General features: G+C 58.1%; 9 protein-coding genes. 2 read left to right on the plus strand and 7 right to left on the minus strand.

The features are described 5' to 3' along the window. Positions 1–211 precede the first annotated feature (211 nt). Both SH661x_RS08255 and SH661x_RS08260 read right to left on the minus strand, forming a co-directional pair. A complete protein-coding gene (locus tag SH661x_RS08255) occupies positions 212–1,591 on the minus strand; it encodes a YbaY family lipoprotein (protein WP_437229839.1) in 1,380 nt (459 codons plus the stop codon). Between the two features lie 211 nt (positions 1,592–1,802). After that, a complete protein-coding gene (locus tag SH661x_RS08260; RefSeq protein WP_437229843.1) occupies positions 1,803–2,774 on the minus strand; it encodes a PstS family phosphate ABC transporter substrate-binding protein in 972 nt (323 codons plus the stop codon). A 601-nt stretch (positions 2,775–3,375) separates the two neighbouring features. On the opposite strand from SH661x_RS08260, the gene SH661x_RS08265 reads away from it, so the two are divergent. Next, positions 3,376–5,442, plus strand: coding sequence for a carboxy terminal-processing peptidase (locus SH661x_RS08265; RefSeq protein ID WP_437229845.1), 2,067 nt, complete (start codon positions 3,376–3,378; stop codon positions 5,440–5,442). Between the two features lie 135 nt (positions 5,443–5,577). On the opposite strand, the gene SH661x_RS08270 is transcribed toward SH661x_RS08265, so the two are convergent. The 5 genes from SH661x_RS08270 to SH661x_RS08290 all read right to left on the minus strand — a co-directional run bounded on the left by SH661x_RS08270 (position 5,578) and on the right by SH661x_RS08290 (position 13,800). Further along, positions 5,578–6,480, minus strand: a complete 903-nt coding sequence (locus SH661x_RS08270; RefSeq protein WP_437229847.1) for an alpha/beta hydrolase — start codon at positions 6,478–6,480, stop codon at positions 5,578–5,580. A 31-nt stretch (positions 6,481–6,511) separates the two neighbouring features. Then, complete coding sequence (locus SH661x_RS08275) at positions 6,512–7,180, minus strand: HAD family hydrolase (protein ID WP_437229849.1); 669 nt, start codon at positions 7,178–7,180, stop codon at positions 6,512–6,514. Further along, the gene (locus SH661x_RS08280) at positions 7,177–7,863 is read right to left on the minus strand and encodes a 3-keto-disaccharide hydrolase (RefSeq protein ID WP_437229851.1); all 687 of its coding nucleotides are present in this window, start codon (positions 7,861–7,863) and stop codon (positions 7,177–7,179) included. The genes SH661x_RS08275 and SH661x_RS08280 overlap by 4 nt, the downstream gene beginning before the upstream one ends. A 121-nt stretch (positions 7,864–7,984) precedes the next feature. Then, positions 7,985–9,229: an amidohydrolase family protein gene (locus SH661x_RS08285; RefSeq protein ID WP_437229853.1), complete on the minus strand. Its 1,245-nt coding sequence runs from the start codon at positions 9,227–9,229 to the stop codon at positions 7,985–7,987. Positions 9,230–9,288: 59 nt separating this feature from the next. Beyond that, positions 9,289–13,800, minus strand: coding sequence for a DUF4175 family protein (locus SH661x_RS08290; protein ID WP_437229856.1), 4,512 nt, complete (start codon positions 13,798–13,800; stop codon positions 9,289–9,291). 111 nt (positions 13,801–13,911) lie between these two features. On the opposite strand from SH661x_RS08290, the gene SH661x_RS08295 reads away from it, so the two are divergent. Continuing rightward, positions 13,912–14,532, plus strand: coding sequence for a M50 family metallopeptidase (locus SH661x_RS08295; protein WP_437229858.1), 621 nt, complete (start codon positions 13,912–13,914; stop codon positions 14,530–14,532). Positions 14,533–14,537 lie beyond the last annotated feature (5 nt).

The raw sequence follows: 14,537 nt of genomic DNA on the forward strand, positions 1-14,537 counted from the left end.
ACGGAAAGCCTGCAACGCTCCATCCCCGTTCAAGGATGTTTCCATCGCCTGAGATCCAACCGAAGTTCCAATGAAATGACCCGGACGTGTCAGGAACGTCCGGGTCACGGGGTTCTCAGGACTTTTGCAGCTTCCCGGGATCGATCGCTCAATTCCCGCGTGACCGCATCTACTTCATACCAATTCACTTACACGAGCAACACGCCTGGTGTTAGTAGATTCCAAGTGCTCCCTGGAATTCCTGGGCCAGGTTCCGGCGAATGCCCCCCTGGGCGTCGTATCGAGCCACCCAGTAGGCGAGTTCTTCCGGCGTCGGGTTCCGGCCAATCAGCATCTGGTGCATCCGCTCGATGTACACGCGTTTATCAGCGTCGCATCGATTGAAGAAGTTCTCGTTGGCCAGCAGGCTCAGCTGAATCTGGGCCATTGACTGTCCCTGACGCAGAGCTCCCAGATAAGCGACCAGCTCACGATCCGACGGATTGCGACCAATGTAATCGTTGAACCACTTGACGATCTGTGCGATCTGAGCTTCTTCGCCCAGCTGCACAGTCGGAGCGTTCGGGTAAGGGCCGGTCGGCTGCTGCACCTGGTCCAGCTGCAGTGCGACGGTGCGGATTCCCCCCTGCTGGGCAGGAACCGGCTGAGCCTGATTGGTACGGTAAATTTCGCGTCCGTTGACCAGCACGCTGGCGTAAACCAGATAGCGACCGTTCTGCGAGACGTGAGCCGGATCGTAGTCCAGGCTGAACGGAATTGGATACTGGGTGATCTTGTCGACCTGGGTGCTGGCGAATGTCACCGGGTTGGCGTTGTTCCCGATCACTTCTTTCAGTTCCACGCTGACGATGGCGTTTGCCGGCAGGTTCTGGCGGTTCTGCAGGGCAATCGAACCGTTCAGTGTCGACAGCCGGGAGTCCAGCTGGACAGGAACGTTCACCAGTTTCCCGTCACGGCTGTTCTGAACCAGCAAATTGACCCAGCCGTTCTGGTCGGCGGTGCGATCAAACTCGGTGGCACAGTCGAACAACTGTCCTTTGACATATCCGACCTGATAGCCATTGACGGCAACAATGTTGTCGTTGACTTCCAGTCCGGCGCGGTGAGCCGCTCCGCCATTGACGACATCGTGAATCTTCACGCCGGTGTCGCTGTCCTTGGAGTAGACTCCCAGGCGCCACTTCTTCGGTGTGGTCCCGCTGTTGTTTGCTGGAACCGTGTACCCTGGAGGTGTGGTGACCCGCAGTCGCGCGTTGGGATCGTTGATGTTCGGATACGTGGTCGGGTTCGGATTGGGAACCGTGGGATTCGGGGTCACCGGATTCGTGCCCAGTCCCGGGTATGTCGGGGAGATGGGGTACGTCAGGTTCGGGTTGAAGAACGGGTCGTTGTTCCCCAGTCCGTTGCCAACTCCGTTGTAGTAGCCCTGCCCCGGGAGCAGGCTGGGGTTGTACAGGTTGTTCTGCGGAGTGGTCGAAGTTGAGTTTGTGGTGCCGTACACGCGGTTGACATCGACAGCGTGTGCCGTCTGGCACGCACCGGCTGCAAAATAGCCCGCCAGCGCTGCGGCGGCTAATGAAATCCGTTTCATTGAGATGCTCCTGGATGAATTGATGCCACAATCGGTGCGGGTTGGATTGAACGTCTGTTCCGAAGAACGGGCGGAACATTTCAAAACGCGGTCGAAAGTGGAAAGGAAGTGTCCTGATCTTCGAAAAACCGCCTGCCGGACGAACGCCAGGCAGGCTCGACACACAACTTCCGGAACCGTGCTGGACGGTTCCGGGTCATTCGCCGTGCCGTTAGTTGAGGATCCTGAGATCCACAGCATCCAGGGCGATTTGAGCTGCACGGGCCTGCACCGGGACAAAGCCTCCGAGAATCACGTCCTGCTGGCCTTTCTGGCTGAAGACGAACTTCAGGAACTCTCGCTGATTCTCAGACAGCTGTGCGTTCGGGTCGCGGTTGATGACGATCTGCAGCGGGCGAACCAGCGGGTAGTTGGCTTCCGTGATCTTGATGGCCGGGTCTTCATCGCGCCATTTGAGGGCAATCGCTTTGACATCAGGTGTGACGAAGGAAGCTCCGCCAAATCCGATGGCTCCCGGAGTCGTCGCAACCGACTTCACCAGTTCCAGATTGCTGACGTGCTCTTTGACATCATCCCGGAATTCGCCATTCCCCAGGATTGCGGCCTGGAAAAAGACCTGTGAACCGGTCTCGTCCTTACGGGCTTCGCAGGTGATCGGTGTGGCTGCCCATTTGCCGGCGGCCCCCAGGTCTCCCCAGGTGGTGGCCGTCTTGGAGGCACCGCGTTTCAGCGTTTTGGAGAAAATCGCGTCCAGCTGAGCCAGCGAGAGGGATTCGATCGGGTTGTCCTTGTGAACATAAATTGCGATCGGCTCGAGGGCCGGGGTCACCACGGTCGGCAGGTAACCGAACTTGTCGTGAAACGCCTTGACTTCTTCTTCGGTGATCTGACGGCTCAGCAGACCGAAGGATGCTTCGCCGCTGATGACGGAGGAGACGGCATTTTTCGAACCTTTCGGATCGATTTTGATCTCAACTTCCGGGTACAGCTTCTGGAAGCTGTCGGCCCACACTGCCCCCAGCTGGGACATGGTGTAGGAACCGACCATGACCACGTTCCCCTTCAGATTCTCCGTTCGAGGATACACGGGAAGTCCCGGATCGACTGCGGTCTGAGCGGCAGCGGTGCTGGCGACCAGCATCATCGCCAGGGCAACGTACAATTTCTTTCCGTGAAATTTCATTCAACTTCCTCCATGAGATTTTGCTGCACCGGCAGTTCCGAGTCCGTTGAGCATCAACGAAAACAACCGCTTCTGCCGCTTCCCCCCCTGGCATCATCGGACCCGGGGCGCAGCGATCAGCGGGAATATAGGGGGTCCGGCAAATTTTGCTCAAGACGAGTTTTTGGGAGTCGAGAGTCCAGAGCTGAGAGCGGAGAAAATTCGTGATCCTTGTCTCGAAGACGAATTGGACAGTCCGCAACTCTGTCGACCTGCCCTTGATCCCTTCTCCGGCTCTGGACTCTGGACTCTGAACTCTCGCCCCTTCTTCCCCCCCCCATCGCGTCTTGTCCTGTTCTTCCTCATGGGATAGCATTTCTTCTACATCGAACTCTCTGCAGGGATTGGTTCGTTTCTGACCGGAATTCTGTCCGCCAGTTTGGCTGGGGGGATCTGTTCAGACCCGTGCTTTTCGACGGTAGAGCGGAACCGGCAATATGGAAGCTGGTTCAAAGACAACTCGACATCGAGTCAACAACCAAACTGACCGTGATCCTCGCATGGACGGGACGCCCAGTCTCTGACATGTTTTTTCGCGGCAACATTAGAGCAGGCGATCAGCATGGCATCTTTCGACGCGACTCGGGTCCGACGCTTTACTGCAGTGGCCTTGCTGCTGCTGGGGCTGTCCACCGCGTTCGCACAAAAACTCTCTTCCGCCGATCCGGCTGACCAGGAAACGGCAAAACTCGTCGCCAAGATGATTCCCAAGTTTCATCTCAGCCGTGGCGAGATCAACGACAAGATTTCCAGCATGCTGCTGGACGGATTCATCAAAGACCTGGATCCTCAGAAACTTTACTTCCTGCAGTCGGACATCAAGGAATTCGAAGCTCATCGCACCACGCTGGATGACGAAATCAAAGCGGGAAATGTCGACTTCGCTTACAAGGTCTTCGATCGCTACAAAAAGCGACTCGATCACCAGATCGGAGTGGCCCATGCCCTGGTTGCCAAAGATCCCGACTTCACGGTTGATGAAACCATCGAGACCGATCCCAAGAAGTTGATCTGGGCGGCCGATCAGGCTGAGCTGGACGAACGCTGGCGTAAACGTGTGAAGTACGACCTGCTTCAGGAAAAGCTCGACGGTAAAACCACGGAAGAAGCCCGCGATCGCCTGAACAAGCGGTACCGCAATATTCAGCTGATGGTCGATCAGTATTCTCCCGGCGAGGAACTGGAAATCTACCTGACTGCCCTCTCGCAGTGTTTCGACCCCCATTCGACCTACATGTCTCCTCATAGCTGGGAAGATTTTGAAATCCAGATGCGGTTGAGCCTGGACGGGATCGGAGCAGCACTGCGGGCCGATGACGGGTTCACCGTCGTGGCGTCGATTGTTCCGGGCGGAGCTGCTGCCGAGGAAGGAAGCCTGAAGGTCAACGACAAGATCATCGGCGTCGGACAGAATGCAGATGGCGAGATCGTCGACATTTTTGAGATGAAGCTGAGTGAAGTGGTCCGCAAGATTCGCGGGCCCCGCGGCACTGTCGTCCGCCTGCAGGTCAAACCGGAAAACGGCGGCGAGACGAAGATTATCTCCCTGACCCGCAAGAAGATCGAGCTGAACGACTCTGAAGTCAAAGGCGAGATCATCGACGGGAATGAGCGGCTTGGCCGACCCGGGAAGATCGGTGTGATCAGCCTTCCTTCGTTCTACCGCGATTTCGCTGGTGCTCAGGGGGGCGGCGAGTTCAAGAGTGCCGCAGTCGATGTCGCCAATGTGCTCAACCAGTTCGCCAAAGAACGCGTTGATGCCGTGATCATCGACCTGCGAAACAATGGCGGCGGTGCTTTGACCGAAGCCATTGAAGTTTCCGGACACTTCATCGACAAGGGGCCGGTCGTTCAGGTCAAAGAGCCCAGCGGCTTCGTGCAGGCTCTGGATGATCGCGAACCGGGCATCAAGTACGGGGGTCCGCTGATCATTCTGAACAATCGACTGGCCGCTTCCGCATCCGAAATTTTCGCCGGGGTGATCAAGGATTACCGTCGCGGAATCATCATCGGGGATACGACCACACACGGCAAAGGGACTGTGCAGAACCTGATGGATGTGGCTCCCGGGCAGCTCTTCAGCCGGGTCAAACAGGGAGATCGCGGCAAGCTGAAGCTCACGATTCAGCAGTTCTACCGCGTCAACGGCGACAGTACGCAGAACCGCGGGGTTCGCTCGGACATCGTTCTTCCTTCGATGATCGATCACTGGGACCTTGGCGAAGCGTTCCTGGATCATGCGGTTCCGTTTGATCAGGTTCCGGCTGTGAAGTACTCGGAAGGCCGCATGGTCAGCCCGGAAGTGGTCGCCGACCTGCAGAAGAAGAGCGAAGCCCGCATTGCCGCCTCTTCAGACTTCCAGAAGCTGAACTCTTCGATCGAACGTTACCTGGCCCGCAAGGACAAAACCCAGCTGACGCTGAACGAAGAACAGGCGAAGAAGGAACGGGGCGAAGACGAACAGGCGAAGAAAGAAGCTGAAGCCCTGACCGCCGAAGAAGGGGCCACCCCCAAGCCCGGCGACCCGATCTTCCCGAAGCGGTTTTATGAAGATGAAGTTCTCAACATCGCTCTGGACTACGTGGCCGATCTGCAAGCCCAGATGGCCGCCACCCGCGCCCAGAAGTGATTGTGAGACGGTGCTGAATTGCCAAGCCGGACGCCCCAAGCGTCCGGCTTTTTTGTTACTGATCTGAAAGATTCACAAGGCGAGTGATTCAGAATTCAAGGAACCAAGAGATCGAAAGCATTAAACTCAGAGTCGCTACGGGCTTTGAAAAGAAGCCGGAGACGCGGAATCCGCAGCGAAAATCTTGCTGAGAAATCGACTGTGTGCCTGATGAATTTCTCCCGCTGCGGTCAGCTGCAGGTCGTTGTGACCGGAGCCCGGCAGCGAGAGAAATGTCTTCTCGATCCCATGTGATGAAGTCGCCGGCGCAGCGGCGAAGAGCTTCTCGCCCTGAGAATACGGGACGATCGTGTCCTGCTTTCCATGGATCACGAGAACCGGACAGGTGATCTCGCCAATGCGCTTCAGTGAGTCGTAGCGGTCAATCAGAAAAGTGCGGACCGGCAGCCATGGATACAGGAACTTGGCGGCATCGGTGAGGGATGTAAAGGTCGCCCGCAGGATCAGGCCCGCTGGCGGAGTGCCTGCCTGAGTGAGGTCAGCGGCCAGTTGAACAGCGACGCCTCCCCCCAGTGATTGTCCGCAGAGAACGATCTGATCGGGAGAGTATCCAAGACGCTGGACCGCTTCATTCCAGATGGCATGTGCATCCGCGATGAATGCCTTCTCGCTGGGTTGTCCTTCGTTCTCCGCATAGCCGCGATAGTCGCAGATCAATGCATCGCAGCCGCAGCGGTTGAAGTCCTGCAGGACGGGAGCCCGCGATGCGCGGTTGCCGGCATTCCCCGGGAAGAGAATCACCAGCGGCCGGGAGGACAGATTCAAAGGGGAGTCTGTTCTGGAAAGCCAGCCATGCAGCGTCACGCCGTCGGGAGTCGAGACAAGAACTTCGCTGAGAGAGTCCGCGGGGAGTAACGGTGAGGCCAGCGGGACAGCCCCTTTGCGGGCAGCGTAGATCATGGAACGTTGCAGACCGACGAACAACAGCAGCACTCCCAGAGAGAGCAGGCATACCCCCAGCCCGAGCCCGGCGGACACCCTTCCCCACCGGATTTTTCGGCTGGCGTTCTCAGGCATGTGGTTGGAACAGGTTCATGATGATGGGATCATTCAGTGCCGTCGCGACCCCCTGGGCCCCTCGAAAATCATGGTGCCGGCTATGGTCATGCGGAACCGAAACGACATACGCCCCGGCCGCCACCGCAGCACGGGTTCCGTTTTCGCTGTCTTCCATGACCAGCATGTGGGCCGGATCGACCCCCAGCTTGCTGGCGGCGGTCAGATAAATCTCCGGATGCGGCTTTCCGTGCGAAATGTCATCCCCGCTGAGGAGATCATCGAACCGATCCAGCAGGTCAAACCGTTTCAGCATGCGGGTCAGGTAAACGCGGTTGGACGATGTGGCTACCGCTTTGGGAACCCCACTGGCTTCGATCGCATCCAGCAGTTCATAGAGCCCGGGCATGGTGGTCAGATGCACTTCGAGAAACTCTTCGAAGATGATTTCCGATTCGGCGCTGAGATCATCAATGGAGTCGGTGAGTGACATCATGTCGATCATGGCCTGAAACGCTTCGCGGGTGCGCCGCCCCATCATTGCGTGAAAGAGTTCCCGCGTCGCAATCTTTCCGCGTCGCCTCAGTAGTTCGGTTCCGGTCAGGTGAAAGACTTCTTCCGTATTGATCATCAGGCCGTCGAGGTCGAACGCGACTGCCTGGATTTTTCGTTGCTCACTCACTGATCTGCCTGCCCCTTCTTCGTGGCGGTCAATTTTTCAATCTTCAAATTGCGGAGTTCACCGGTCGTCCGGTAACTGGAGAGTCCCAGCGGCTTGGAGCGTTCCATCTCGATCCGAACTGACAGTGATTTCTCGCTGATGTCCAGGTTGCAGATCTGCTTGTCGTCAATCCAGGCCTGAATGGCGGTCTGGGTGACGCGTACGCGGATCGTGTACCATTTGTTCTTCTCGAATTCGAAGTAGTCGGTCGTTTCGTTCTCGGAGGCATCCGCGCCGTTGACGCTGGAGAGTCCGATCAGTCCCCCGCCCCAGCCTCCCAGCACCAGTGAGCAATATTCATCCTTGACCGGGAATGTCAGCGTGGCGAAGAAGTCACTCCCCTCGACCCGGCGGGCCTGCATGCTGAATTCGTAATCGACTGTGGGAAGCTTCTCTCCCTTCCAGACGATCGTGCTGATCGGTTCGCCTTGTTCCAGAACGAGAACTCCCTCCTTGACCACAGCCCCGGAACTGCTCGGATCGAGCAGTTCCCAGCCTGTCAGCGTCTTGCCATCGAAGAGGCTGATGGTTTCCGCCGGTTTCTTGTCTTCAGCTGAAGATGTGGAAACTGACGAGAAAAGCATTCCCAGCGCCAGACACAGATGAACGAGGGGACGGCGGGATCGCGTTTGAGTGGTCTGCATGGAAAGGGTCCTGTGGGAAGGATGAGAATGTTTCGGGGATGGTCTCTGTGAGAGTGCGAGTAATGCAGACCGCACTTGCCGAGTGCGGCAATCTGAGTCCGGCTGCTGCTTCTGAATTCATTTACTCCTGCGGATCAACAGCCGGCGATTGTTCCGGATGCTGCTGTGAATACTTTTTGACTTTCTCCGCGACACCCGGGATCAGCCGGGCGGCGTTCTCATTGTAGACCTTTCGCAGGACGTTGTCTGGCAGGCCGATCCCGTAAATATTCCAGAGTCCCTGCGGGGGGAAGGGATTGTCTTCATAAGGAAAATATTCGTCCCAGGTCTCCAGATATTGAAAGTGCGGGATCAGCTCGGTCATGGGGGGAATTCCGTCCGTTCCGAAGAGGATCCGGTCGGCGTACTTCATGAAGAACTTCCTTGACGAATACGGCTGACGTCCGAGTTCGGAAATCCGCGCGGCGATCTCAACATTCATATTGGAATAGCGATCCAGTTCCTCGCCCAGCTGTCGCAGGTCTTCGGACTGTTCAGCCATATGTGCACAGATGAAGACTGTTTCCGGATGCTTGGCAATCACGCGGTTTCTGGCATCCATCAACTCCTGATGACTCGGAAATCCTGGGCCGTGAAAGCTCCATTCGGGATGGCGATACAGTTCTTCCCAGCGTTCATTCTTTTCATCCGTCGGGGTGAAGAATGCCGGGGGGTCGGCACAGTGCCAGAGAACCGGGACTTTCAACTCCCCTGCCCTGGCCCAGATCGGATCGAAACGGGGATCGTCCGGCATGATCAGCTTCCCGGCAGGATCCTTCATATAGAGTCCCAGATCTTTCCAGACTTTCAGTCCGCTGGCTCCCAGTTTGACCGCCTCGCTGAGCCGGTCGGCAGCCCGCTGTCCGAATCCGGGACGATGCACATCCCAGGTGGACGGGTCGTCGCGGTGGCCATCGCCGACGTAATCAATCCATAAGAACACCGTGAACCTGTCGGGGTAGTTCTGCATCAGCTGATAGTAGTGATCGCTGAATTTGCTGCCCCGGAGACCGCCATCGAGGCTCACGCTGACAGCGATATTCGCTTCATCCATGACCCGGACCATTTCGTCGAGTTCTTCTTTCGTGAGCCGACCGGGATGGCTGTGCACATTCACGCAGGGAAACTTCGCACGTGTCAGTTCATGCATTTCCCCCTTGAGCATGGGAGTCGGTCGAAACTCGTCCAGGTAGATTCGTCGAGGCCGTTCGGGAGCCGCCGGTTCTTCCGCCTGAGAGTTGGCGACAACACAACAAACACAAAGGAGCATGCCCAGGCTGGTCCCAGCGAGAACTGTCCGGCGCCGCGCCTGCTTCGCGAAGTTCATGATTCAATCCTGATTGAGTGGTGGAAGGTCTGCGGGCGGGAACGAAGGAGGGAACAAAACTACTTCCGGGGAGATTCGTTCAACTCGGGAGAACGTGCTTTCGAAATCTCTTCGAAGTATTTGCGGATCAGGCTCCCGTAGGCGGCATCGCGTTGTCGTTGGGACGACTCGAGAAGTTCGGTCTGCAGCGTGCCGGGGAGTTTCCCCCAGTCGCGACCGCTGACCTTTCCCAGCGAGTTCTGCAGTTCTCGCAGATTGGCGTCGCCGTTCGATGCGGTGTCATTCGGGGCCGATCCAGTGGACTCGTTGGTATCCCGACCGTTGGGAGGCTGCGGCCCGTTGGTCCGCTGTGCGTTCGCGGAAAGACCCATCTGGTGAGCTGCGTGCCGCATGTTCTGAGCCGCCTGACGCAGCGATTGAGAAGCATCGGACTGTCCAGTCGCCTGCTCTTCAGACAGTGAATCTCCTCCGCGCATTTCGTGCTCTCCTGACGAATCCTCAGCCATCTGCTTTTCGCCGTTGTCGCTGGTCGATTTCTCCGAGTCCGATTCCTGAGGAGCCTGTTCGCGAGAGGGGGATTCCGTTGTTTGCATCGGCTCACCCAGGCGGGCGAGTTGTTGTCCGGCCTGATTGAGATGCTGTGATGACTCCGCGACCTGTTGACCAGCTTCCCCTTGCGCGGGATTCTCGGGGGCACGCTGGGCGTTTCCGCCGTTGGAGGCCTGGCGGGAAAGGTTGGCCGCCTGTCGCAGCGCTTCTGCGGCTTTGAGTGCGGACTCGGCAGCCTGGCCGACGTTACCTGCCTGCTCGGAGTGAATCGACTCCTGCAGAAGATCATTGGCCTGCTTGAGCTGGTCTTCCCCCTGCTTTGCGGTTTCAGATTGAGCGGGACGATCGATCTGCTTGAGTCCGAGTTGTTCTGCGCGTGTGGACAACTCCTGGGCGAGCTGCTTCGAACGCTGTTGCAGTTGTTCCTGACGTTGCGAACGGAATGCAGCCTGCTGCTGGGGGGAATCTGCCAACGCCTGAAGTTGATCGGCGAGTGCCTGCTGTTGCTGACTTGCGCGGGCAGCCTGATCCCGCAGACGCTCGGGAATGGTGTCGTTAGCCTGCTGGGCCAGCACGTCGGCAAACTCGCGGGCTTTCTCGGCAGCTTCTTTCGCCCTTTCGGCAGCTCTCTGGAAGTTCGCTTCTCCCAGTTCGTGCGATGCTGCGCGGGCCACGTTCGGAAATTCGGAAGAGGTGCGGTTCACATTCTCCTGATTCAGGCCGAGATCACGCACTTCTTCGCCCAGCATGCGGGACTCGGCGGCGAGATCCTGCTGGGCATCGGCGAGGTCCGCTGGAGAGGAAGCGTCTGCGGGATTCTTCTCACCCGATTGCTCTGTCGGGGTCGCTGCCATCGACTCCTCCTGAGCGCGAATGAAGTTCGCAATCTCGTCCGTCATCGCCTGCTGCTGTCTGGCGAGTTCACTTGCTTTCTCGCTGAGTTCCTGTGTGCGGGCCCGCTCTTTCTGGATCTCGGCCTGCACGTTTTCCGCGGCCATTGCTTCCTTCTGCGAAGGCTCCTGCAACGCGGCCTGAATGGCCTCGGCCAATTTGTTCATCGCTTCTTCAGCTTGTTTCAATTGATCCTGAGCTGCCGGTTGATGATTCCCGGCAAGTTGCCGCGCAGCTTCCTGCGTGCGGTCCATGACCTGTTGCCGCAGTTCCTGGAGCGATTCCGTTGGAGGGATCTCTGCAATCGCTCTTTGAAAGGCGGACTGCTCTGCTGCCAGCCGACTCATCTCCGCCTGAGAGTCTGCGGTTGCCTCGGGGGGAAGTTGACTCACTTGCTCCGACAGGGCCTGCAGCCGGTCTTTCAATGCCTGGGCAGCCTCACCCGGATCGGTCGGGAGCTTCTGATTTTCTCTTAACGCGTTTGCAAGCTGTTCGAGCTGCTTTTGAGCCTGGGAGTGCTGTTCTTTCGAATCGGTAAAGTTTCCCTCTTCGAAGTTCTGACGCGCCTGCCGGGTTTCCTGCGTTCCGTGGACAGACATCTCTTCGGAGGTTGGCAGCTTCAAGGCTTCCGCCAGTTGTTTCTCATCCTGCAGCAGCTGGTCCTGCTTCTGGCGCAGTCCCGACTCCTGGGCCTTTTGCCGGGCGGCTTCGCGATTTGAATTGGCCAGCGCCTGCTGCTGGCGAGCCAGTTGATCAGCCTGTTCGCCCAATGCAGCCAGTTGGTGCTGCAGATTCTCGCGTGCCTTCTCCAGCAGGTCGGGATGGTCCTGCAGAACCTTGTCGAGATCCCGTTCCAGTTGCTGGTGTCGCGAGACGAGTCGCTGATGATCCTGATTCCACAGTTCGCGTTGAGGGTTAGACTCTGCCCCCTGCTCTGCCGGAGTCCGCGGTTGCTTCTGAATCAGTTCATCAACCTGCTCAGCGAGCTGTTCGGTATTCTCAGCCAGTCGGTTCAGCTCGAGGAGTTCACGCTGCGTTTGTGCAAGTTGATGGTGTTTCTCCTGAATCTTTTTCAACGATTCTTCGGCCTTCTGCAGACGGTCGGCAGCGTCGGAGAGTTTCTGCTGCTTCTGAGGGAGAGCAGCTTCGCGGGCTTCATCCACCTTAGCGGCCGCCTGTGCCAGTTCCCGTTCGGCGATCTTGCGGGCCTCTTCCGCCAGCGGCTGGAAGAGCGGTTTCTGTTCCATCACCGCACTCAGCTTCTGCATCTGCTGTGAGAGGTCCCGGATCTGATCTTCCAATGCAGCTGCGCGGTCATCGGCGTTCCAGTCTTCCCGTCGGGCTTCGTTGGTCTGCGCTTCCGTCTGCAGCTGTCTGGCTGTCTGACGCTGTTTTTCGATCTCCCCTTTCAGGTTGTCCATCGCCTGATCCATGCGATGCTGGGAATCCGCGAGCGTCTGCTCTCCATACGGTTTGGCGTCTTCAAGAATCTGGATCAGTCGAGTTCCGGTCCAGGTCTCGTTGGGGCCGGGAACCGGGCGGCCGTCGGTGGCCCGTGCCCGGATGGCGACCTGCATTCCATGTGTCGCCTGCAGCCGGTCGAGGTTCAGTGTCACGTCTCCCCTGAAGAACTTTCCTGTCAAATCTGCAGGAGCGACCGGGATGATGCCAGATTCCTTCACGCTGTTTCGGAGCAGTTCGTAATGCAGTTCGACGATGGACAGTCCGTAGTCATCGCTCGCCTGCAGCGGAATGCGCAGCAGGTCCTGAGGGCGGGCGGAGGCATGCTGCTCATTGTCGGCGAAGGCGATCACTGGAGGTTGATCCGGTTGAATCGTCAGTCGTCGCAGCGGCTCGACGCGGGCCTGCAGTCCGTGCTCGTCGCGAGTGCGAACAACGAACCGGCCTGAAGGGCCATCGAGCGCAGCAATCATGTTGAGCGAAGCTGATGTTCGGTGGGGGGCGAGGGGCAGTACCGTCCTGGAACGAACGGGACTGCCGTCCACGAGTTCCGCATCCTTGCCGGAGCGACGACCGCGGGCCGCAGGGGTCTCGCCTTCCAGCCACAGAAATTCCGCTTCGACAACCGGCTTGTTGAACGTCAATTCGAGCTTGAGCTGGCTTTGTTCAAGGGCCAGAATTTCACCCAGCAGGGCGTCATGATGACTGGCGGCCGCTCCTGTGTATGCGGGGGGAGTGATGTCGACGGAGAACCGGGTGACTTCAGGTCGGTCGACCACATCGATTCGATGACGACGCGTGCGAGACCCATCCGCAGAGACCGTGAAATCAAAAGCCGTGTCGACGCGAGGAAGAACGACGGAATAGCACTTTTCCGCATCGTTCCAGTCCATGCGTCGTGAGGTCGCGGATGAAGCCGGACCAGCTCCATCCCCATCGTTATGAATCGAATGAGTCCACTCAAGCCACGCTGCCTGGGGAAGCGTCCCTTCCCGGAATCGCCAGCTGGGACGGGCGGTGATCAAGACGTCATCTCCACGACCGACAACCCGGTCGGCATTGTCGACGGTGAGCACCAGATTCTGCAACCGCTCATAATTTCCCCATGGATTCAGGAACCGGGAGAGCAGAACCGCATAGGCATTCGTCGCGAACACCAGTGGAAGCAGGAGTGCGAAGAACGCAATTCCTCCCAGCCAGCAGCGGCGAATCGCGCGGGTGGCATCGACGGAGTCCGCAAATGCATGAGTGCTCGCGAAGTCGACCGTCTGCTGGACGAGCTTTGAACGCATCAATTCCGAGCCGGCGTCTTCGCCCCGTTCCGAGGCTGCCTGAAGTTCTACAACTGAAAGTAACCGCTCGCGAAGTTCCGGGTGAGCCTCTTCGACAACGACCGCCAGTTCCGTACTCTGATAGCGAGCTGCCAACGGACGCAGAATTTTCCAGATGATCACTCCGGCAGCACAGACCGGCACGGTCGCCACCAGACCGACGCGAGCATTCAACGGAAGATCAAACAGCAGGTCCAGCCCCAGAACGATCGCCACGTTGATGGAGACGACCAGCAGTGTCAGGCCGATCCCATCTGCGACGGAGACGCCGACAATCCGATTCCGGAGTTGGCGCAGCTGCTGCAGCAACACATCAGGGATTCGCAGGTCTGGCGGCATGTCTACTTCCATCAACAGGCTTTGTGATGCATTCCCGACGGAACTCTGTTCCAATGGAACGTGCGGGCTTGCACCTCATGAAGTTTACCATCGCTCAAAACGGAAACGAAAGTGGCAAACGGGCTGAATTCCACTTCATGGACTCGAGTTGTCCTGTTTGCGTTGTGCCTGGGACTCGTCTCGTGGTTGCTGATGCAGGTGATTCACGAGCTGGGACACGTTCTGGCTGCGTGGATGGTCGGGGGAACGATCCTGCATGTTGACCTGCATCCGCTTCACATATCGGAAACGGCCATTCGACCAAAACCGTGGCCGGAGTTCGTGGTGTGGTCGGGGCCGGTGGTGGCGAGCATTGTACCCCTGTTGGTCTGGGGTGCTGGCCGTCAACTCAGAAGCGAATGGGAACCCTGTCTACGTTTCTTCGCGGGGTTCTGCCTCATTGCGAACGGGGCTTATCTCGGCTCCGCGATCGTAGCGCCGGTCGGGGACGCCTTCGATCTGGTGCAGCTGGGAACACCGCGCTGGCAGCTGGGGGTGTTCGGCCTCGTCACCGTCCCCGTCGGGATCCGGTTTTGGGATGGCCTGTCAAAGAAAATGGGGATCGGTCCTCAAGCAGAGCCGATCCCCTGGAAGCAAGTGATCATCCTGGCGATGTTACTCGTCCTGATCATCGCACTGGAGCTGGGAGGTCATCAGGTCTTCGCCAAAGGTTCGCCGCACAGACAGGTCTGAATGCA

The organism is Planctomicrobium stercoris (assembly GCF_051465655.1).
In the GTDB taxonomy this organism is placed as follows: domain Bacteria; phylum Planctomycetota; class Planctomycetia; order Planctomycetales; family Planctomycetaceae; genus Planctomicrobium.